The organism is gamma proteobacterium symbiont of Scutellera amethystina, from assembly GCF_059730845.1.
Genome location: NZ_AP035935.1, coordinates 2,198,340 through 2,218,721, shown reverse-complemented (window position 1 = coordinate 2,218,721; position 20,382 = coordinate 2,198,340). Strand labels below are relative to the sequence as shown.

Below are 20,382 nucleotides of genomic sequence, written 5' to 3'. Positions count from 1 at the left end.
AACAAGCTCCTTATGAAGGTAAGCGCGGCGTCACGTCGCGCAAGGGGAGATCAACTGGCCAGCAGAAGCGCACGCAGGCGCCGCCCAGCGGACTGCTCTCAATCGAGACCTGGCCCTGCAGCGCCTGCGCAATAGAGTGCACAATCGCCAGACCGAGGCCGCAGCCACCGGTGGCGCGATCGCGGCTGGGATCGAGCCGTACAAAAGGCTCGAATACCCGCTGGCGTTCATCCGGCGGAATGCCCGGACCATCATCTTCAACCTGCAGATTGCCGATGGCGCCGTCAAACCACAGGCTGACACGCAGCCGCTGCTGCGCATAGCGCAGGGCGTTATTCACGAGGTTATCCAGCACCCGCTCCATCAGGCGCGTATCTGCCGCGCCAATGTTTTCCAGCTGCGGAATATCCAGCGTAATGTGCGTCTGCGGATTCATGGTCTGCACGTCAGCGATGTGCACGCGCAGCCACTGGGCCAGATCGAAAGATTGCAGATTGAGGTCAACGCGCGGCCGGTCGAGGCGCGCATAGGTCAGCAGCTCCTCAATCAGGCTCTCCAGCTGGCCGACGTCACGGTTCAGCGCCGCGGATTCTGCCGCGCTGAGGTTTTCACTCATCTCCAGCCGGTATCGCAACCGGACCAGCGGCGTGCGCAGCTCGTGCGCGATACCATCAATCAGCTGTTTTTTACTCGCCACCAGCGTATTGATGTTGTCCGCCATCTGGTTGAACGCCACGCCAAGGCTGTGCAGGCTGGAGGTGTTTTCAAAATGGGTGCGCACGTCAAGCTCGCCGCGACCAAAGCGCTGAGCCGCTTTCTCCAGCCGCTGCATCTCCTGCCAGTGAGGCCGCAGCCAGATGAACACCGGCAGCGCCAGCGACATGCCAATAAACGCCAGCAGGGCGATATCAAGGATGCGCATCTGGTGCAGATAAAACAGGTAAGGAATCGGTCCGACCGACAGCACATAGTGGCTGCGCGGGATGTGCTGCAGGAAGGTGTACTGATCGTCAAGGGCGACGATCTCACCGGCGCGCAGCCGCTTCATGTCGGCTTCGTCCAGCTGATATTTGCTCATCGGTTCGATGTGCAGCTCAAAGGATAAATCGAGATCGAGGTTGCGGATGGTTTTATTCCAGTCGCGCGGCGGGATCTCACGCAGTTCGCTGCGCATCAGAAACAGCGAGCTGGCCATCAGGTCGTTCATCGACTGGCGTCCGGCGCGCTCGGCGGTGAATTTGTACACCAGACCCACCAGCAGCGTCATCACCAGGAAGCAGACGAACAGCAGCAGATAGAACTGAATGAAGAGCTTTCTCATCAGGAGCGGGTATCCCAGGCCTGCGGCGCGAACAGATAGCCTTTGTTACGGATGGTTTTGATGCGGAACGGCTCGGTGGCGCTGTCGTACAGTTTCTTGCGCAGGCGTGAAATGGCGACGTCGATGCTGCGATCCATGCCGTCATAGCTCACGCCGCGCAGGGTTTTCAGCAACGCGTCACGGTCGAGAATTTCTCCGGCGTGGCTCGCCAGCTCCCACAGCAGATCAAAATCGGCGGTCGAAAGGGTGATCGGTTCGTCGAACAGGATCACCTGGCGGTTGAGCGCATCAATGGTGAGCGAACCGAACCGCAGCACCTTTTGCGAGCTCTGCACGGCAGGTGCGGCTTCCGGTTTGGCCACGTGCGCCTGGCGCAGATGCAGGCGCAGACGCGCCAGCAGCACCGCCGGCGGCGTGGTTTTCAGAATATAGTCATTGGCGCCCATCTCCAGCGCCAGAATGTGGTTCATGTCGCTGTCGAGCGAGGTCAGCAGCACAATCGGCCCCTGCCAGTGGGCACGCAAATCGCGGCACAGCGTCATGCCATCTTTGCCCGGCAGCATGATATCCAGTAATACCAGATCCGGATCGGCGGCAAGAATGGTCGCTTCCGCGCGATCGCCGCGCGTCTCAACCAGCACCTCAATATCGTGGCGGCCAAGATAAGCCGCAATCAGTTCGCCGACTTCCGGCTCATCTTCCACATAGACAATTTTGTTCATAATGCTCTGTCATGGCTGAGAATGTCAGCAGCATAGCTTTTCCTGGTCCTGAGCTCTACGCTACCGCACGAATTATCCTTGTCTTACTGGTATGTACACCGTGAAATGTGCCATTATTACCGGCGCGTTCTGGCGCAAGGTTCGGAATCGTACTGAAAACAGGAGGAGTGCGAGGGTGTCTGATAAAGAGCTGGCTTCAGCCGGATACAGTGACCGCATCTGCTTCAACTACAGTGACTTCCTTTCCGCTTCCTGCAAAAAACGCTGGAGCTTTGTCGATGCCATTTACGGCGTGATGCCAATTTTTGGCATGGTGACGCGCAAGTCCGGGCACAGTTTACAGGCCAGCGACGACCATCTGAAAGAATTAGCATTACAAATCATTTCAACCCAGGTCAGCGACGAAATTAACATTGCCCGCCTGATTACCCTGGCCGAACAGCAGCACATCAGCCGCTTCGATATTCAGCTGCCTTATCCGCTGTCCGCTGAGCAGCTTGACGCCATCCATCTGGAATACCGCAAGCCGCTCAATCTGACACAGCAGAACGATCTGCTGTGCGTTTCCATTCCTTTACAACCGCACTGATTAGCGCGTCAGCTGCCACAGCGCGGGCAGTGAGGCGGCAATTAACAGCATGATGGCGATGCGCTCCAGCGCAAACAGCGGTTGGTCGCCGCGGCCACCGCGTCGTGCATACAGGAACAGCAGCAGACCCGGCGCGTAAAGCACCACCGACAACAGCAGATGCAGCGGCCCCGAGGCGTACAGCAGCCATAACCCATAGGCGCTGGCACCGAGACCGGTCAACAGGGCCAGCGGTTTGTGCTGACCGCGTACCACTTTGACCAGATACAGACCGACCAGCAGATAGGGCACGAGGATCATTTCTGAGGCGATAGTCAGCAGCGTATTGTAATCCGCGCCGGTAACCGCAATCAGAATCAGGCACACCTGCACGCTGCCGTTAGTCAGCCACAGCGACGCCGCCGGCGCGTTATGGCGGTTCTGCCGGGCAATGCTGCGCGGAAACGCGCCCTGCTGCGCGGCGAGGAACGGGACTTCTGCCGCCATAATGGTCCAGCTGAGATAGGCGCCGCACACCGAGATAATCAGGCCAACCGCAATCACCGCATCGCCCCAATGACCCAGCAGGCGTTCCATCAGACCGGCCATCGACGGATTGCGCATCTGCGCCAGTTCCGCACGCGGCACCACGCCAAGCGACAGCAACGTCACCAGCAGATAGACCAGCAGCGCGGCCAGCACCGCCAGCAGCGTGGCGCGCCCGACATCTTTCTTGTGGCGCGCGCGGGCAGAGACTACCACCGCGCCTTCCACGCCAATAAATACCCACAGGGTAATCAGCATGGTCTGTTTGACCTGCTGCCACAGCGGCTGGCCGAGCGCTGCGCCGTCAAAGTCAAAACGGAAGCGATCGTAATTAAACGCCAGCAGCGCCAGCACCACGAACAGCAGCAGCGGCACCAGTTTGCCCAGCGTCGCCAGCAGGTTGATGCTGGCCGCCGTCTGTACGCCGCGCAGCACCAGCCAGTGCACCAGCCACAGCAGCACGGAAGCGCCAAGCATCGCCTGCCAGGTGTTGCCATCGCCAAACACGATGCGATCCGGCGTATCGGTAAAGAAGCTCAGCGCTGAAAACACAATTACCAGATACGAGACGTTGGCAATCACCGCGCACAGCCAGTAACCCCATGCCGAGCAGAAGCCGGTCAGCTCGCCGAAGCCGGCGCGCGCGTAGGTGAAGATGCCGCCATCCAGTTCCGGGCGCAAACGCGTCAGCAGCAACATCGCCAGCGACAGAAAGAGGATACCGACACCGGTGATCAGCCAGCCGATCAGCAGCGCGGCCGGACCGGCAACCGCCGCCATATTTTGTGGCAGGCTAAAGACGCCCGCGCCGAGCATCGAGCTGAGCACCAGCGCAGTGAGCGCGCTAAGACCTAATTTTTTATCCAAAACGCCATTCCTGAGCAGCAGAGTGTGCTGGGTAGTAGTTGTTCAGCCAGAGTGTAACGTGGCAATCAGTCCCGTTTAAAACGGAATACCCTGAAAACAGGCGGCAGATTTTACGGAGAGCGAACGGTGAAGGCAATGCAAGACTATGCAGATTTGCACACGGATTATGCAAACGGCAGGGCGACGGGCGCCGCCCTGCGCGGGGATTATTTAAACAGGTCAGCGGTGACGGTCAGGTTGCCGCCGCTCTGGTTCTGCCACTGGCGCGTAATGTGATAATACTTCGCGCCTTTGGCGATGGCGCGTTTGCCCACGGCTTCTGAGATCTCGGTTGGCGTGCCGAAGTGATCGGAGAAGGAGATGGTGTCAAACGGCTGCATCTGTGCGGCCGTGATCGCATTGACTTCCTGCACGCTGCGGCCATCCGGCTGCGTCACCGTATAACGCTGACCGGTAGAGCTTTGGGTTTCAAAGAAACGACCCACGCTGGTGCTTGGCGTATCTGAGGAAGCAACGCCAGGGATCGCCACTTTCTTCGCCGCTGCGCCGCCCGCAGCCAGGGCTGCTTTACCGGCTTCTGAATCAGCCGGAATGGAGTCAGACGTATCCTGCACCACGCGCGCTTTGGCATCGGCTTTATACACGTAGGCGGTCACGTACTGGTTGCCACCGTTGTTAGCATCCACCTGACGCACAATAAAGAAGGAGGCCGCGCCTTTGTTTTTCGCCGCTTTGGCGATGGCTTCGTTCACGTCCGGCTGGCTGGAGAAGAAGCCGCTGACGGAGACGGTGTCAAACGGCTCAAGGCGATATGCTTCCGCCTTCGGCAGCTCTTTCACGCCGTTGAACATCCGGTATTGCGTGCTTTGTTCAACTTTCGCTGCATTGGCTTTGTACAGATCGGCGGTAACGCGCCAGTTGCCACCGTTACCGTTGCTGTCGTTGATGCCCTGCACGTAGAAAGAGTCCGCGCCTTTGGCGTCGGCGGCTTTAGACACGGCGTCTGTTGCATCGCCAATTGCATTAAAACGGCCGCTAATATTGATGCGTTCGAATGGTTTTAACGCGGCCGCTTGTTCTGGCGTTAACTCTTTGGCAGCAAACGCATTGGCTGCCAGCAGTGATAACAGGGTCGACGCCAGAATGGTGTTCTTCAGCTTCATAAAAATGATCCTTCGCCTTACGCAAATTGAGTACGAAAACGTGCTGGACTCTTGATGTATAACAGATTAGCCGCTGATTATTGCATGTAATAATCGGCCTGTCTCAGCCAATTTATGCGCATAACATTGACAATCCCAGCATTTTATTCATCGGCCTGTCATCTTTCGCTGTTATGGCTTTTTTTTGGTCAGCTTACCGCTTTAACCGGTATCGCTTAGTACCATAATAGTTAAAGCATTGTTAAATATAGGTTTTTAAAAACAGTTAATTCGTCATGACACGATTAGGCACAGCAGATTATTTTCCATAATGCCGCAAACCTGGTCGCATCCCACGGTATTCATCGCTGGCATCTGAATATCTGTGTGAATGTCATAAGTGTGCGTTATGGCGCTAGATCGTCCTGCGCATTTTCAGTAGGTTATAAAGACTTTGTTACATAGTGCATTTCGCTCATAAAAAGCTGAAACAGCGTTTCGGCTTTTAAGCATGTGCCCCTTACAGAACCTCATCCTTTAATCATGGAAAGGAAACAGTATGTTAATTGGGATACCCAAAGAGCGGTTAGCCAATGAGTTCCGCGTCGCAGCGACGCCAAAGAGCGTTGAGCAGCTCATCAAGCTGGGATTCAGCGTCACCGTTGAGCAGGGCGCCGGTTTACGCGCCAGCTTTGATGATGACAGTTTTATCGCCGCCGGTGCCAGCATCAGTCATCCGCAGGATGTCTGGCAGTCCGACATCGTGCTGAAGGTGAACGCGCCAGACGACAGCGAGATTGCACTGACGCGCGCGGGCAGCACGCTGGTGAGCTTTATCTGGCCAGCGCAGAACCCGGCACTGCTGGAGAAATTAGCCGCACGCAACATCACCGTAATGGCGATGGATTCCGTACCGCGTATTTCGCGCGCGCAGTCGCTGGATGCGCTCAGCTCGATGGCGAACATCGCCGGTTACCGTGCCATTGTCGAAGCAGCCCATGAGTTTGGCCGCTTCTTCACCGGGCAAATCACCGCCGCCGGTAAAGTGCCACCGGCAAAAGTGATGGTCATCGGGGCTGGCGTGGCCGGGCTGGCGGCGATTGGCGCGGCGGGCAGTCTCGGTGCCATCGTGCGCGCCTTCGACACCCGTCCGGAAGTGAAAGAGCAGGTGCAGAGTATGGGCGCCGAGTTCCTTGAACTCGACTTTGAAGAGGAAGCGGGCAGCGGCGACGGTTACGCCAAAGTGATGTCCGAGGCCTTTATCAAGGCGGAGATGGCGCTGTTCGCGGCGCAGGCGCAGGAAGTGGACATTATCGTCACCACCGCGCTAATCCCGGGCAAACCGGCACCGAAGCTGATCACCGCAGAGATGGTGGCCAGCATGAAGCCGGGCAGCGTGATTGTTGATCTCGCGGCAGCCACCGGCGGTAACTGCGATCTGACCGTCGCCGATCGCGTCACGCTGAGCGACAACGGCGTCAAAATCATCGGCTACACCGATCTGCCGAGCCGGCTGCCAACGCAGTCCTCGCAGCTGTACGGCACCAACCTGGTGAACCTGCTGAAGCTGCTGTGTAAAGAGAAAAACGGCGAGATCGTGGTTGATTTTGACGATGTCGTGGTGCGCGGCGTCACAGTGATTCGTGACGGAGAAGTGACCTGGCCTGCGCCACCAATTCAGGTTTCTGCTGCGCCACAGGCCGCAAAACCTGCCGCACAGCCGCAGGTGAAAGCGGCAGAGAAGCCCGCTGCGCCGTGGCGCAAGTATCTGCTGCTGGCGCTCGCGGTAGTGCTGTTCGGCTGCCTGGCCAACGTCGCGCCGGCGGAATTCCTGTCGCACTTTACCGTGTTCGCGCTTGCCTGCGTCGTCGGGTATTACGTGGTGTGGAACGTCAGTCACGCGCTGCATACGCCGTTAATGTCCGTCACCAACGCCATCTCCGGCATTATTGTGGTGGGCGCGGTGCTGCAGATGGGCCATGGCGGCTGGGTCACCTTCCTGGCGTTTATCGCCGTCCTGATTGCCAGCATCAATATCTTCGGTGGTTTCACCGTCACCCAGCGCATGCTGAAAATGTTTCGTAAGAATTAAGGGGTAACAACATGTCTGGCGGATTAGTGACTGCAGCATACATTGTTGCCGCAATTCTGTTTATTTTCAGCCTGGCCGGGCTCTCGAAGCATGAGACCTCAAAGCAGGGCAATATCTTTGGTATCAGCGGCATGGCGCTGGCGCTGCTCGCCACCATTTTTGGTCCGCACAGCAGCAACGTGGCGTGGATTCTGCTGGCGATGGTGATCGGCGGTGCGATTGGCGTGCGTCTGGCGAAGAAAGTCGAAATGACCGAAATGCCGGAGCTGGTGGCGATTTTGCACAGCTTTGTCGGTCTGGCGGCGGTGCTGGTCGGGTTCAACAGCTACCTTGACCACGCGCCAGGACTGTCAGCGGTGATGGAAAATATCCATCTGACCGAAGTGTTCCTCGGCATCTTTATCGGCGCGGTGACCTTCACCGGTTCGGTGGTGGCGTTTGGCAAACTGCGCGGCAAGATCTCCTCAAAAGCGCTGATGCTGCCGCATCGCCATAAAATGAATCTGGCGGCGCTGGTGGTCTCATTCCTGCTGATGCTGTGGTTTGTGCGTACCGACAGCACCGCCGCACAGGGCGTTGCGCTGCTCCTTATGACGGTGATTGCGCTGGTGTTCGGCTGGCATCTGGTGGCGTCGATTGGCGGTGCGGATATGCCGGTGGTGGTCTCGATGCTCAACTCTTACTCGGGCTGGGCGGCGGCGGCGGCAGGCTTTATGCTGAGCAACGACCTGCTGATCGTCACCGGTGCGCTGGTGGGCTCTTCCGGTGCCATCCTGTCGTACATTATGTGTAAAGCGATGAACCGTTCCTTTATCAGCGTGATTGCCGGCGGGTTCGGCACTGACGTGAGCGGTGCAGACGCGGGCGAAGAAGCGGGTGAACACCGTGAAATCAGCGCGGAAGAGACGGCAGAACTGCTGAAAAACTCGACCTCAGTGATCATCACGCCGGGCTACGGTATGGCGGTCGCCCAGGCGCAGTATCCGGTGGCAGAGATCACCGAGAAGCTGCGCGCGCGCGGTATTAAGGTGCGTTTCGGTATTCACCCGGTAGCCGGTCGTTTGCCGGGGCACATGAACGTGCTGCTGGCGGAAGCCAAAGTGCCGTACGATGTGGTGCTGGAGATGGATGAGATCAACGATGATTTCAGCGATACCGACACCGTGCTGGTTATCGGCGCCAACGACACCGTCAACCCGGCGGCCCAGGACGATCCGCGCAGCCCGATTGCCGGTATGCCGGTGCTGGAAGTGTGGAAAGCGCAAAACGTCATCGTGTTCAAACGCTCGATGAACACCGGCTATGCCGGGGTGCAGAACCCGCTGTTCTTTAAAGAGAACACCCAAATGCTGTTTGGCGATGCCAAAGCCAGCGTCGAAGGCATTCTGCGCGCGCTGTAGGAAACGAAAAGGGCGGTGATGTCACCGCCCTGACAAGCTCAAACCGGGGCGGCACAGGATGGCCGCCCTGTGTTATTTAATCCTCTTCATCTTCCTCATCGTCGAGGTCAATCGGCGATTTGAAATCATCCGGCTTAATCGCCAGCAAATCACAGCGCAGGTGATCGATCACCTGTTCAGCGGTATTGCCGAGAAACGCAGCTGACAGACCGGTACGACCGATGGTGCCCAGCACCACAATCCCGGCGTCGAGATGCGACGCGATATCCGGGATGACTTCTTCCGGCAGGCCCTTCGCTACGTGGGTAAACTCCTCGCCGATGGAAAATTTCTGGCGCAGTGCTTTCATCGCCACCAGATGCTGGCCGCGAATCGCATCGTTATAGACGCTGGGATCAAAATCCGGCAGTTCGATGGCAATGTTAATCGGCGTGACGGGATAGGCGCCCACCAGATGCACCTCGGTGTGATTCACCATTTCGGCCAGTCGTGTGGTCTCGCGGATCAGTTTTTGATTAAGCTCATCATGATGCGGTTCCTCGCTGGCAAGATTTACCGCCACCACCGCTTTGCCGCCTTCCGGCCACGGCTGGTCTTTGACCATCCATACCGGGCACGGGCACTTACGCAGCAGGTGCCAGTCGGTGGGGGTGAAAATCACTGCTTCCAGACGATCGTGCTGGTGCGCCATCTTCAGGACCAAATCATGCTGATGCGCCAGCACTTCCTGAATGATGGCTTCGTACGGCCGGTTATGCCACACCACTTTGATCTCGATATCCACGCCGGCTTCCAGATAGGCCTGCGCCTGTTCGCGGATCCATTCGGTACGCTGGCTAATCACCCCTTTGCGCATGTTGACGCGCTCGTCGGGCGACAGCAGGGTGGTCATTTCGTAGGAGAAGTCGTAGATAGGCAGGAAGGCTTTGATTTTCCCGCCGATACGTTGATTGAGATACACCGCACGCCGCAGCGCCGGCTGGTCGTCCTGCTGAGCATCAATCGCCACCAGAATATGCTGATACCGGGACATAAGGCACTCTCCTCAAACCAAAGCGAAGTTGGATTAAAGATAGCCTAAGATGGCGCAGGGCAGAAGCGGAAAAGTTGTTGCCGGATCAATAAAATAACATTTATCGACCCGGCAGGCGGTTACGCTGCCTGATCGGTCTGGCCGGCCAGTTCAGCCAGCAGCGCATGGTTTTCGATGGTGATATATTTGCCTTTCACCGCCAGCATGCCGCTTTTCTGGAAACGTCCCAGCAGACGGCTGATGGTTTCGACGGTGAGTCCCAGATAGTTACCGATGTCGCCGCGCGTCATGGTGAGACGGAATTCACGCTGTGAGAAACCGCGCTGGCCGAAGCGACGCGACAGGTTCCAGATAAACGCCGCCAGACGCTCTTCCGCGTTCTTCTTCGATAACAGCAGGATCATATCCTGATCGCCTTTGATCTCGCCGCTCATCAGACGCATCATCTGCTGACGCAGCGCCGGCATTTTACCGGACAGATCGTCGAGGGTTTCAAACGGGATTTCACACACCATGGCCGTTTCCAGCGCCTGAGCGAAGCTCGGATGATGCGCGCTGACGATGGCGTCAAAGCCCACCAGATCGCCCGCCAGATGGAAACCGGTGATCTGTTCATCACCCTGTTCGGTAATGGTGTAACTTTTAATGGTGCCGGAGCGGATAGCATAAAGGGATTTCAGTTCATCACCGGCTTTGAACAGCGTCTGGCCTTTCTGAATCGGCTTTTTGCGTTCAATAATATTGTCCAGCTGATCCAGTTCATGTTCGTTCAGCGTGAAGGGAATACACAACTGGCTGATACTGCAATCCTGACAGTGGATGGCACAACCGCCAGACTGAATACGTCGAATGCTGCGTTTTTCCGGGATCATATAGGTACGCTCGATGATTATTGACTGTCGTCAATTTTAACATTTTTCTTTGTCATGTGAACTCATCCGAGCAGTAATAATGATCAAAACCGCACAAATGCTGGGTATTCGCGGCTTTGATGCCTGCAAATTACCAGCCAGTTTTTGATCTGGAACGTTTTCTTTCCATATTTACATCCGGACACAACCTGATCCTGCGCAGAAAGTGACGGATGTGATAGCCGATAACCTTTGCTACTATTTTGCTTTCGGGTGGCATGTTGCGCCCGATTCACCACCAGGCGTGAGGAAAACACCATGAACCTTGATGATGAAGACCTTTTCCGCGATGCCATGGGTGATGTAACCCCGTTAAAAGATTGCGCCAACACCCAGTGGCTGCGCGCGCCGTCTACTAAAGCGCCGCGCCAGCAGCCGCATGTCGACGCACCGGAAAACTTCCTGACGCGCGGCTTCCTTGAGATTATCCCGCGCGACACGCCGCTGGAATATAAAGCCGATGGCATTCAGCAGGGCGTGCTCGATAAGCTGCGGCTGGGCAAATATACGCTGGACGCCAGTCTTAATCTGTTACGCCAGCCGGTGGAGACCTGCCGGCAATCGCTGTTCAGCTTTATGCTGGAAGCGCGTAAACAGGGCCTGCGCAATCTGCTGATTATTCATGGCAAAGGGCGGGATGATGAAGCGCACGCCAATATTGTCCGCAGCTACGTGGCACGCTGGCTGCGGCAATTTGACGACGTTCAGACCTTCTGCAGCGCGCAACCGCAGCACGGCGGCAGCGGTGCAGTTTATGTCGGGCTGCGCAAAACCGATCGCGCGCGCCTCGACAATCGCGAACGCCACGCCAAACGCAGCCGTTAATTGTGAAATTTGCGGATGGTGGCCATCAGCACTTCCGCGCTTAGCGAGAGCGAGTGGCCGCTACGGGTAATAATGCCCACCGGTTCGCCGGGACCGGGCGATGCGATTGGCAGTGCGCTGAGCGCATTGTGACTTAAATCTTCCTTCACCGCACCGGATGGCACAAACCACACATAGTCATAACGCAGCGCCAGCTGGCGGGCCAGCGAGGTGGAAGAGGTTTCGACACAGTTGCCCGGCAGCGAGCAGCCTTGTTCATCCAGCATGTGCTGGGCAATACGCCGCGGCGCGGTGCCTTCAGGCGAAATCACCACCGGCCACTGCATGGCGCGGGAAAGTGTGACATTGTCACTTAAGAGCGGGTGCTCCGGTCGCACCACCAGCTTGAGCGATTCGAGAAACAGCAATTCGTAGGTCAGGCCGGTCATCATTTCGCTGTCTGCCATACGGCCAATGCCAATATCAAACTCGCCGGCGCGCAGGCCAGCCAGCAGCACATTATTGTGCAGCGTGGCCACCTGTACCGTGGTGTTCGGCTGCTGTTCATGGAAGCGATCCAGGATCTGCGGCAGCATCCCCATGGCGGCGGTGGTGAGGGCGCCAAGGCGGATCACGATCGGGCGTCCGGAAACCGGCGAGTTGAAACTTTGTCCGGCGTGGTTAAGCGCATCCAGTACTTTCACCGCGTGGGTCAGAAACTGTTCTCCCAGCGTCGTCAGCTGAGCACCGAGACGACCGCGCTCAAACAGACGGGCGCCCGCCAGTTCCTCCAGCTCATTCAGCGTCTTAGACAGCGCCGGCTGACTCAGATTGAGGGTTTCCGCCGCGCGGCCCAGCGTGCCCTGTTGCGCGACTGCCACAAAGGTGTGTAAATGGCGCAGACGAATGCGCTGATTAAAGAGATGATTTTTGTCCATAAACGCCAGCGTAATGAGTCAGAGCGGTCAGCGGCAAGTGGCTGACCGAGATTCTGTTAACTTACCTGCAAAATTATATTAACAAAAACGGTCAGCGTGAGAGGTTTTAGTAAGTGGCTGTATTGGTTGGCTTTATAAATAACCGGGCGTCCGGGCGCGTTTCTGCATTCAGCGTTATCAGTAGGTTAGCGGGTAAAATTTTGAATAATTCTCAATTTCACTTAAAAATCCTGCCCGTTATTGTTAACGATGCGCTATCATAAGCGCCGTTTTTTTTACCAAAACTGATGACCTATTCGTGATAATCCTGCAGGAGTGGTACCGTGACCAGCGCTGAAGCCATTGACGTCCGCCAGCTCATCAACCAGAGCGCGTTAAGCAGCTGGCAGAAGCGTTTAATTGCGCTGTGTTTTGTCGTGGTGGCGCTGGATGGCATGGATATCGCGCTGATGGGCTTTATCGCACCGACGCTGAAAGCCAGCTGGGGCGTGACCAATCATCAGTTGGGGATGGTGATCAGCGCGGCGCTGATTGGCCTGGCGCTGGGTGCCATGGTGGCTGGACCGCTGGCCGATCGCTACGGCCGCCGCGTGATGATTCTGCTCAGCGTGCTGTTTTTTGGCCTCTGGACGCTGGCGACCGCCATGGCGCAAAACATCGAACAGATGATGCTGTTCCGCTTCCTCACCGGTCTGGGGCTGGGAGCGGCGATGCCCAACGTCGGCACGCTGGTGGCCGAATACGCGCCCGAGCGGCGTCGCTCGTTTATTATCACCGTGGTGTTCTGCGGCTTCACCTTTGGCGCGGCCTCCGGCGGTTTTGCCGCCTCGTGGCTGCTGCCGCGTTATGACTGGCATTCCGTGATGCTAATGGGCGGCGTGCTGCCGCTGCTGGTGCTGCCGTTTCTGCTGCGCGGCCTGCCGGAGTCGGTGCGCTTTCTCATCAGCCAGCGCGCGCCCGCTGCGCGCATTCACGCTATTCTGGCGCGCATGCTGCCGGGCAGCGTCCGGCCTGACAGCCATTTTCAAAGCAGTGAACCGCTGGCCGCGCGCCACGGTGCAGTGGCCACCGTCGTCTCACCCCGCTATCTGTTTGGCAGCCTGATGCTGTGGGGCGGCTACTTTATGGGGCTGTTTCTGGTCTACCTGATCGGCAGCTGGCTGCCATCGCTGATTAACACGCTGGGCATGTCTGTCACGGAAGCGGCTATTGTCACTGCCATGTATCAGGCGGGCGGCACCGTTGGCTCACTGTTTGCCGGCTGGCTGATGGACCGCATCAACGCCAATCTGGCGCTGGCCATCATTTACTTTTGCGGCGGCATCGCCATCGTGGCGCTCGGGTTTTCCCCGGCGCAGGTCGGGTTGATGAGCGCCATCGCCTTCTGCAGCGGCTTCTGTTTTAACGGTGCCAACACCGGCATGAATGCACTCTCGGCCAGTTACTATCCCACCCATGCCCGCGCGACCGGCTCCAGCTGGATGCACGGCGTCGGCCGCATCGGCGCGATCATCAGCGCCTTCGTTGGCGCTGAGCTGCTGTCCCTCGGCTGGTCGTTTAGCCAGATCTTTCTGCTGCTGGCGCTGCCGGCGGCGCTGACCACGCTGATGCTGGTACTGAAATGCCGCTTTGGTGACCGGCCGCGCGCCACCGAGTGACAGGGCGATCACAGTTCCGCGAAAATGTTACCCGCCGCTAAAGGGTTGATCTACAGTAGCAGCAACCCTTTAGCCCAAGGTGATGACCATGGATAACTTTCTCACCCGCGATGCCATCCGCACGCTGTTTTCTCAGGCCATGTCGGCCATGTACCAGCAGGAGGTGCCGCAATATGGCACCCTGACGCAGCTGGTTACCGCCGTTAACGAACGCACCTTAGAAGCGCAGCCGGCGCTGAAAAACCGTCTGGCCGCCGCCGATGAGCTGAGCCGGCTCGGCGTGGAGCGTCACGGTGCCATTCGCGTTGGCACTGCCGCAGAGCTCAGCACGCTGCGGCAGATGTTTGCCGTGATGGGGATGGAGCCGGTGGGCTATTACGATCTGTCACAGGCGGGCGTGCCGGTGCACTCTACTGCCTTTCGCCCGGTCAGCGACAGCGCGCTGCGGCGCAATCCCTTCCGCGTTTTCACCTCGCTGCTGCGGCTGGAGCTGATCGACGATGCCGCACTGCGCGACAAAGCCGCGGCTATCCTGGCGGCGCGCGACATCTTCACGCCAGGCTGCCGGGCACTGATCGCGCAGCATCAGCAGCAGGGCGGTCTCAATGCTGCCGATGCCGCCCGCTTCGTTCAGGAGGCGCTGGAAACCTTTCGCTGGCATGCGCACACCACGGTGGACAGCGCCACCTACCGCGCGCTGAGCCAGCAGCATCGCCTGATTGCCGACGTCGTGTGCTTCCGCGGCTGCCACATCAATCACCTGACGCCACGCACGCTGGACATCGATCGCGTGCAGGCGCTGATGCCTTCGCGCGGCATCGAACCGAAAATCCTGATTGAAGGGCCGCCGCCGCGCGCGGTGCCGATTCTGCTGCGCCAGACCAGCTTCAAAGCGCTGGAAGAGGCGGTGCATTTTAATGATGGCACGCCGGGCACCCATACCGCGCGCTTCGGTGAAATCGAGCAGCGCGGCGCGGCGCTCACGCCTAAAGGCCGCGCGCTGTACGACCGGCTGCTGGCGCAGGCCGGTACCGGCAGCGATAACCAGCAGCATCAGCAGCACCTCAGCGCGGTGTTTCGTGATTTTCCTGATGATGAACAGACGCTGCGCGAGCAGGAGCTGGCGTGGTTCCGTTACCGTCTGACGCCGCAGGGTGAGCATCAGCCGCCGCGCGCCGGGGAAACCGTGGCGCAGCTGCTGGCCGCCGGCCGTTTACAGGCGGAACCGATTGTCTACGAAGATTTTCTGCCGGTGAGCGCGGCCGGCATCTTCCAGTCTAATCTGGGCAACCAGACTCAGGCCCGCAGCGCCGGCAATGCCAGTCGTGCTGATTTTGAAGCCGCGCTCGGTGCCGCCGTGCAGGATGAGATGGTGCTGTATCAGCAGACGCAACAGCGCAGTCTGGCACGCTGCGGCGTGCAGGAGTAGGGCGTAAAAAAGCGGCCTGAAAAGTGACAGGTTCACTTTTACAGGCCGGCTGGTTTTCTTTCTAATGATTATTGCAGGCGTGCGTCGCGCACCAGCGTGTATTTTCCGGCACCCAGGAACAGGATGGCCAGCGCGCCCAGCAGGTAAAGCGCTTCCGTTTCCAGCGACCAGGCGCCGACATCGGTGCGATGCCAGAGTGCGCCCATTTTCACCAGCAGCGTTGCGACTACCATGTTAACGGCAATGATAAAGGCCGCCGGGCGCGTCAGCAGGCCAACGATGACCATGATGGGTGCCACAATTTCCCCGATGTAAGCACCGTAAGCGATGAAACCTGGCATGCCTTTGACGCTGAGCAGATGGGCGATCCAGCCGACGCCATGAATCGCCTTAAACTCGCCATGAAACAGCAACAGCCCGCCGAAGGTTAAGCGTAACAGCAATTTACCGAAATCCGGGTGATCGCTCATCCGGGTGAACAGCTGATTGATGCCAGCAAACATCACGTCTCTCCGTCACGCCAGGTTAACTTGCAACCATAAAACAGAATGCACCGCTGCAGTTAACCAAAAAATTTGATGAAGTTGTTCAATGAATCGGTCGCTTATTCGGCTTAATCTGCAAATGCCTGCAGAACATAGACATTCCACTGAGGCCTGCAAATAATGGAATCAGGCTTTACCAGGAACCCGCAATGAAAAATGAACGACGTCTGAGGATCATGACGGCAGAAGGTGAACTCAGAGGCCTGATGGATGATGAACTGTTTACCTTTAAAGGAATACCTTATGCAGCGCCGCCGGTTGGCGCATTGCGCTGGCGTCCGCCGCAGCCGGTGGCACCGTGGCAAACGCTGCGCGATGCCACCGCGTGGGGCGATGCCAGCTGGCAAAATCGTGACTACTGCGTGGCGGCCGGCGGCGGCGATCCGGGCCGCTTCAGCGAAGATTGCCTCTATCTGAATGTCTGGACGCCCGATGTCGAACCCGTTACGCCGTTACCGGTGATGGTATGGCTGCACGGCGGCGGCTTCAGCATCGGCGCCGGCAGCCTTGATCCCTATCGCGGCAAAGCGCTGGCAGCGCAGGGCGTGGTGGTGGTGACACTCAATTACCGCCTTGGCCATTTCGGCTTTTTCGCGCATCCGGCGCTCGACGCCCAGTATCCACCGGGCAAGGTGGTCAATAATTTTGCGCTGCTGGATCAAATTGCCGCGCTGCAGTGGATTCAGCGCAACATCCCGGCGTTTGGCGGCGATCGCCATAACGTCACGCTGTTTGGCGAATCGTCCGGCGCGCGCAGCGTATTGTCGCTGTGCTGCTCGCCGCTGGCCGAAGGGCTGTTTCATAAGGGCATCGTGCAAAGTGCCTACAGCCTGCCGGACGTGCCGCATAAGCAGGCGCAGCAAACCGGCCTGCAGGTGGCAGCGCATTTCAATCTGGCCGCGGATGCCAGTGCGGAACAGTTGCGCGCACTGCCGGCCGATAGTTTCTGGCCGCTGGAGCGACCGCTGGCGCTGGGGCCGGTGGCCATCAGCGGCGATGCGGTGCTACCCAGACCGATGCTCGACACCTTTATGGCGGGTAAACAGCATCGCGTGCCGTTGATGATTGGCAGCAACAGCGATGAAGCCAGCGTGCTGGACTACTTCGGCGTGGATGCCCGCAGCGTGTTACAGCAGCTGCGCAGCAAAAGTCGCCTGAGTTATCGCCTGCTGAAGTGGCTGTACGATATCCATGATGACAGCCTGCTGGGACGCGCGGTGGCGCGCGACATGGCGTTTACCGTCATGCCGCTGCTGGTGGCGCAGTCGCAGCACAGCATCGGCATGCCTGCGTGGCGTTACTGGTTTGATTATGTGTCAGAAAACGCGCGTCATCTCTACCCGCACGGCACCTGGCACGGCAACGAAATTCCTTATGTCTTTAATACGCTCGCGACGCTGCCGCCGCCGGGTGACTGGCATTACAGCGCCAGCGATATCGCCTTTGCCGGCCGCGTCAGCGCCTGGTGGGTGGCCTTTGCGCGGGATGCCAGTGAGTTCAGCCATCGGCTGCGGCTCGACGGGGAGCCTGACTGGCCGGTATGGCGGCCAGGTGAAGATTTGACTCTCGCTTTTGGCCACGACGGTAAAGCGGAATCGGTGCTGAAGGCGCGATTTATGCGCGGCCGTCTGCGTCTGTTTCGCCTGATGATGCGCAGCCACGTTAAACTTTAATAAGCCTGCTAATCATGTAAAAACATCAATGTTTTTTTAAGGCAAATTGGCCGCTATCTGCCTGATTTTACGACCGCTCAGCCGCCCCGCGCGGCACCCCATCCTGCAATTAATTAGCTTACAAAACATTTATCTTTTCCCGGTTCGCTGCCGATAAATACCCTAAGCCCTGTTTTATCCGGGCTGCCAGCGTTCACACCAGGGGATTATGTATGGGTATGTTAAAAAACTTCACGATTCGCGCCGTTATGCTGACCATTCTCGGGCTTTTCTGCCTGTTATGGTGTGGCGTAGGGCTCTTCAGCGTCCACTCGCTGAATGCGCTTGGCGAGGGTAACGAGATTGATCGTCAGCTGGTAAACCAGATGACGGCGCTCAGCAAAGGCAACGATCAATATTTCCGCGTGGTCACGCGTCTGTCGCGGGTAATGGAAGGCCGCACCGCCGGTAACGCGCCGACCGCGGAAGCGTTCGCGCCGGTGCAGCAGGCACTGGATAACATGAAACAGCAGTTAACCCAGTTCAAAGCCATGGCGCCGGGTCCGATGGACAGCGAGACGGTGAACAATGTGATCAGCAGCTGGCAGAAACTGCTGGATGAGGGTATCGCACCACAGGTGGCGCTGGCGCAGCAGGCTTCACTGGATGCATGGCGCGCGCAGGCCAACAATGTCACGCCGCCGCTGAGCCGGGCGTTTGGTGCCAGCGCAGAAGCGTTTAATCAGGCCGCCAGCAGCAAGCTGGATGAGACCCGCGTGACCGTGGACACGCTTACCAGCATGACCAAAGTGATTATTGTGTCGGCGGTGGTGTTCGGCTTATTGATTCTGCTGTTCACTGACCGTTACCTGGTGACGATGCTGGTGAAACCACTGGATCGCATTCGTAACCATTTTACCGTTATTGCGCAGGGCGATCTCAGCCAGCCGGTGGAAGAATTTGGCCGCAACTGCGTCGGCAAACTGGTGCCACTGCTGCGGGCGATGCAGGACAGCCTGCGTGAAGCAGTCAGCGCCATCCGCAGCGGCACGGAGAACATCTACCGCGGCGCGGCAGAAATTTCAGCCGGCAATAACGATCTTTCATCGCGCACCGAAGAGCAGGCGGCCGCGCTGGAACAGACCGCAGCCAGCATGGAGCAACTGACTGCCACGGTGAAGTTCAACGCCGACAACGCGCGTCAGGCCAGCGCGCTGGCGGAGACCGCCACCGGCACCGCGCAGCAGGGCGGCCGTCTGGTTGGCGAAGTGGTGACCACCATGCAGGGCATTTCCGGCAGTTCGAAAAAGATTGCCGAAATCACCAGCGTGATCAACGGCATCGCCTTCCAGACCAACATCCTGGCGCTCAACGCGGCAGTCGAAGCGGCGCGTGCCGGTGAGCAGGGGCGCGGCTTTGCCGTGGTGGCCAGCGAAGTGCGCAACCTGGCGCAACGCAGCGCCGGCGCCGCAAAAGAGATCGCCACGCTGATTGAAGATTCCGTGTCACGCGTTGAAAAGGGCTCGGAGCTGGTCAGCAGCGCCGGCAGCACCATGCATGACATTCTGAAGTCGGTGCAGGATGTGAATGAGATCATGAAGCACATCGCTGCCGCGTCGGAAGAGCAGAGCAAAGGGATTTCGCAGGTCGGCACCGCCGTCACCGAAATGGACAGCGTCACCCAGCAGAACGCATCGCTGGTGGAGCAGGTGTCGGCGGCGGCCAGCGCGCTGGAGCGTCAGACCGAAGAGCTGCAGGCGTCGGTGGCGAAGTTCCGTCTGTCCGACAGCGCGCCGCGCACACAGGCTGTGGCATCCACTGCTGCGCCTGCGCTGCGCCGGCCGGTGTTATCTGCCGCCGCAGGCGCTCAGGGTAAACCCGCCAGCAGTGAAGAGTGGGTTTCATTCTGAGGCTGACACAACCACGCCACCAGCTGCGGCAAAAACGGTGGCGCATCTTTTTCCGCCCGCCGTAACAGGCTGTAGCTCGCCCCGGTTGCCACACTCGCGGCAAACGGGGCGATTAACCGCCCATTCGCCAAATCATTCTCCACCAGCGTAATATCCGCCACCGTCACGCCAAATCCCTGAATCGCCGCGCTGATCGCCAAATCCATGGTGGCGAAGTGCTGATTGCGCGCCATCGACAGCTGCTCCGCCTGGCCGGACAGCCACAGCTGCCAGTCGCGCGTATCGCCGGTCGGATGCAGGAAGGTGAATTTGGCCAGTTCGCTGACATGGCGCGGCGCCGGCACGCTGCTGGCCAGCACCGGCGTCAGGCGCTCGGCAAACAGCGGAATGGCACCGGCAGGCGGCGTGCCGAATACAATCGCCGCATCAAAGTTTTCCAGCTGCGACGCGTGATCAAGCGTGGTGGTGAGCGCCACGTGAATGTCTGGCCGCTGCTGCTCCAGCGCCACCAGGCGCGGCACCAGCCAGCGCATGGCGCAGGTCGGGGCTTTCAGCCGAATCGAGGCGTTGCTGCGGCTGGCTTTCTCAGTGGCATTGACCAGCAGATTGAACCCCTGCTGCAGCTCCGGCAGCAGCGCCGCACCCTGATCGGTGAGATGCAGACCGCGCGCGTGGCGTTCAAACAGGGCAAATCCCAGCCAGCTCTCCAGCGCCGCAATTTTGCGGCTCACCGCGCCCTGAGTGATGCACAGTTCGCTGGCGGCGCGCGTCAGGTTGAGATGACGGGCGGTGACCAGAAAGGCATGAATGGCGTTGAGCGGCAGAGCAGAGCGGGACATAACGG

At 58.6% G+C, this 20,382-nt stretch carries 17 protein-coding genes; 8 read left to right on the top strand and 9 right to left on the bottom strand.

From position 1 onward, the window contains the following. Positions 1 to 10 precede the first annotated feature (10 nt). Positions 11 to 1,321, bottom strand: coding sequence for a two-component system sensor histidine kinase RstB (gene rstB / locus AC6I79_RS10260; protein WP_021506114.1), 1,311 nt, complete (start codon positions 1,319 to 1,321; stop codon positions 11 to 13). After that, positions 1,321 to 2,043 carry a two-component system response regulator RstA gene (gene rstA, locus AC6I79_RS10255; RefSeq protein ID WP_021506113.1) on the bottom strand — a complete coding sequence of 241 codons (723 nt, stop codon included), beginning with the start codon at positions 2,041 to 2,043 and terminating at the stop codon, positions 1,321 to 1,323. Before rstA ends, rstB begins: the two co-directional genes overlap by 1 nt. 175 nt (positions 2,044 to 2,218) lie before the next feature. Here rstA and AC6I79_RS10250 point away from each other — a divergent pair, with 175 nt between their 5' ends. Then, on the top strand, positions 2,219 to 2,632 hold the full coding sequence (locus AC6I79_RS10250; protein ID WP_021506112.1) for a hypothetical protein: 414 nt from the start codon (positions 2,219 to 2,221) through the stop codon (positions 2,630 to 2,632). Here AC6I79_RS10250 and AC6I79_RS10245 read toward each other — a convergent pair whose 3' ends face one another. Both AC6I79_RS10245 and ydgH read right to left on the bottom strand, forming a co-directional pair. Next, a complete protein-coding gene (locus AC6I79_RS10245; RefSeq protein ID WP_159378193.1) occupies positions 2,633 to 4,024 on the bottom strand; it encodes a basic amino acid/polyamine antiporter in 1,392 nt (463 codons plus the stop codon). Positions 4,025 to 4,230: 206 nt separating this feature from the next. Beyond that, positions 4,231 to 5,187, bottom strand: coding sequence for a DUF1471 family protein YdgH (ydgH, locus tag AC6I79_RS10240; RefSeq protein ID WP_021506110.1), 957 nt, complete (start codon positions 5,185 to 5,187; stop codon positions 4,231 to 4,233). A gap of 538 nt (positions 5,188 to 5,725) precedes the next feature. Between ydgH and pntA the strand changes: the two genes are divergently transcribed. Both pntA and pntB read left to right on the top strand, forming a co-directional pair. Beyond that, positions 5,726 to 7,258 (top strand): Re/Si-specific NAD(P)(+) transhydrogenase subunit alpha, encoded by a 1,533-nt coding sequence (pntA, locus tag AC6I79_RS10235; protein WP_159378192.1) that lies wholly within the window; start codon positions 5,726 to 5,728, stop codon positions 7,256 to 7,258. 11 nt (positions 7,259 to 7,269) lie between these two features. After that, the gene (gene pntB / locus AC6I79_RS10230) at positions 7,270 to 8,658 is read left to right on the top strand and encodes a Re/Si-specific NAD(P)(+) transhydrogenase subunit beta (protein ID WP_058774715.1); all 1,389 of its coding nucleotides are present in this window, start codon (positions 7,270 to 7,272) and stop codon (positions 8,656 to 8,658) included. A gap of 76 nt (positions 8,659 to 8,734) precedes the next feature. Here the strand turns inward: pntB and uspE are convergent, their stop codons facing one another. Both uspE and fnr read right to left on the bottom strand, forming a co-directional pair. Continuing rightward, entirely contained in the window at positions 8,735 to 9,691 is a 957-nt protein-coding gene (gene uspE / locus AC6I79_RS10225; RefSeq protein WP_058758505.1) for a universal stress protein UspE, read from the bottom strand. A 119-nt stretch (positions 9,692 to 9,810) separates the two neighbouring features. Continuing rightward, positions 9,811 to 10,563 carry a fumarate/nitrate reduction transcriptional regulator Fnr gene (gene fnr, locus AC6I79_RS10220; RefSeq protein WP_031279133.1) on the bottom strand — a complete coding sequence of 251 codons (753 nt, stop codon included), beginning with the start codon at positions 10,561 to 10,563 and terminating at the stop codon, positions 9,811 to 9,813. A 297-nt stretch (positions 10,564 to 10,860) separates the two neighbouring features. On the opposite strand from fnr, the gene smrA reads away from it, so the two are divergent. Further along, positions 10,861 to 11,427, top strand: a complete 567-nt coding sequence (smrA, locus tag AC6I79_RS10215) for a DNA endonuclease SmrA (RefSeq protein WP_159378191.1) — start codon at positions 10,861 to 10,863, stop codon at positions 11,425 to 11,427. Here the strand turns inward: smrA and AC6I79_RS10210 are convergent. Then, positions 11,424 to 12,344: a LysR substrate-binding domain-containing protein gene (locus AC6I79_RS10210; protein ID WP_159378190.1), complete on the bottom strand. Its 921-nt coding sequence runs from the start codon at positions 12,342 to 12,344 to the stop codon at positions 11,424 to 11,426. The genes smrA and AC6I79_RS10210 overlap by 4 nt on opposite strands. A 323-nt stretch (positions 12,345 to 12,667) precedes the next feature. Here AC6I79_RS10210 and AC6I79_RS10205 point away from each other — a divergent pair, with 323 nt between their 5' ends. Continuing rightward, on the top strand, positions 12,668 to 14,002 hold the full coding sequence (locus AC6I79_RS10205; protein ID WP_104092913.1) for an MFS transporter: 1,335 nt from the start codon (positions 12,668 to 12,670) through the stop codon (positions 14,000 to 14,002). An 88-nt stretch (positions 14,003 to 14,090) separates the two neighbouring features. Then, positions 14,091 to 15,431, top strand: coding sequence for a 2-oxoadipate dioxygenase/decarboxylase HglS (gene hglS, locus AC6I79_RS10200; RefSeq protein ID WP_021506102.1), 1,341 nt, complete (start codon positions 14,091 to 14,093; stop codon positions 15,429 to 15,431). Between the two features lie 68 nt (positions 15,432 to 15,499). Here hglS and AC6I79_RS10195 read toward each other — a convergent pair whose 3' ends face one another. Beyond that, positions 15,500 to 15,934, bottom strand: coding sequence for a DoxX family protein (locus AC6I79_RS10195; RefSeq protein WP_058769762.1), 435 nt, complete (start codon positions 15,932 to 15,934; stop codon positions 15,500 to 15,502). A 191-nt stretch (positions 15,935 to 16,125) separates the two neighbouring features. Here AC6I79_RS10195 and AC6I79_RS10190 point away from each other — a divergent pair, with 191 nt between their 5' ends. Then, positions 16,126 to 17,649, top strand: a complete 1,524-nt coding sequence (locus AC6I79_RS10190) for a carboxylesterase/lipase family protein (protein ID WP_104092915.1) — start codon at positions 16,126 to 16,128, stop codon at positions 17,647 to 17,649. Between the two features lie 212 nt (positions 17,650 to 17,861). Beyond that, complete coding sequence (locus tag AC6I79_RS10185; protein WP_309787134.1) at positions 17,862 to 19,538, top strand: methyl-accepting chemotaxis protein; 1,677 nt, start codon at positions 17,862 to 17,864, stop codon at positions 19,536 to 19,538. Here AC6I79_RS10185 and AC6I79_RS10180 read toward each other — a convergent pair. Continuing rightward, positions 19,496 to 20,377, bottom strand: a complete 882-nt coding sequence (locus AC6I79_RS10180) for a LysR substrate-binding domain-containing protein (RefSeq protein WP_498027270.1) — start codon at positions 20,375 to 20,377, stop codon at positions 19,496 to 19,498. The two genes, AC6I79_RS10185 and AC6I79_RS10180, sit on opposite strands and share 43 nt — an antisense overlap. Positions 20,378 to 20,382: the final 5 nt, after the last annotated feature.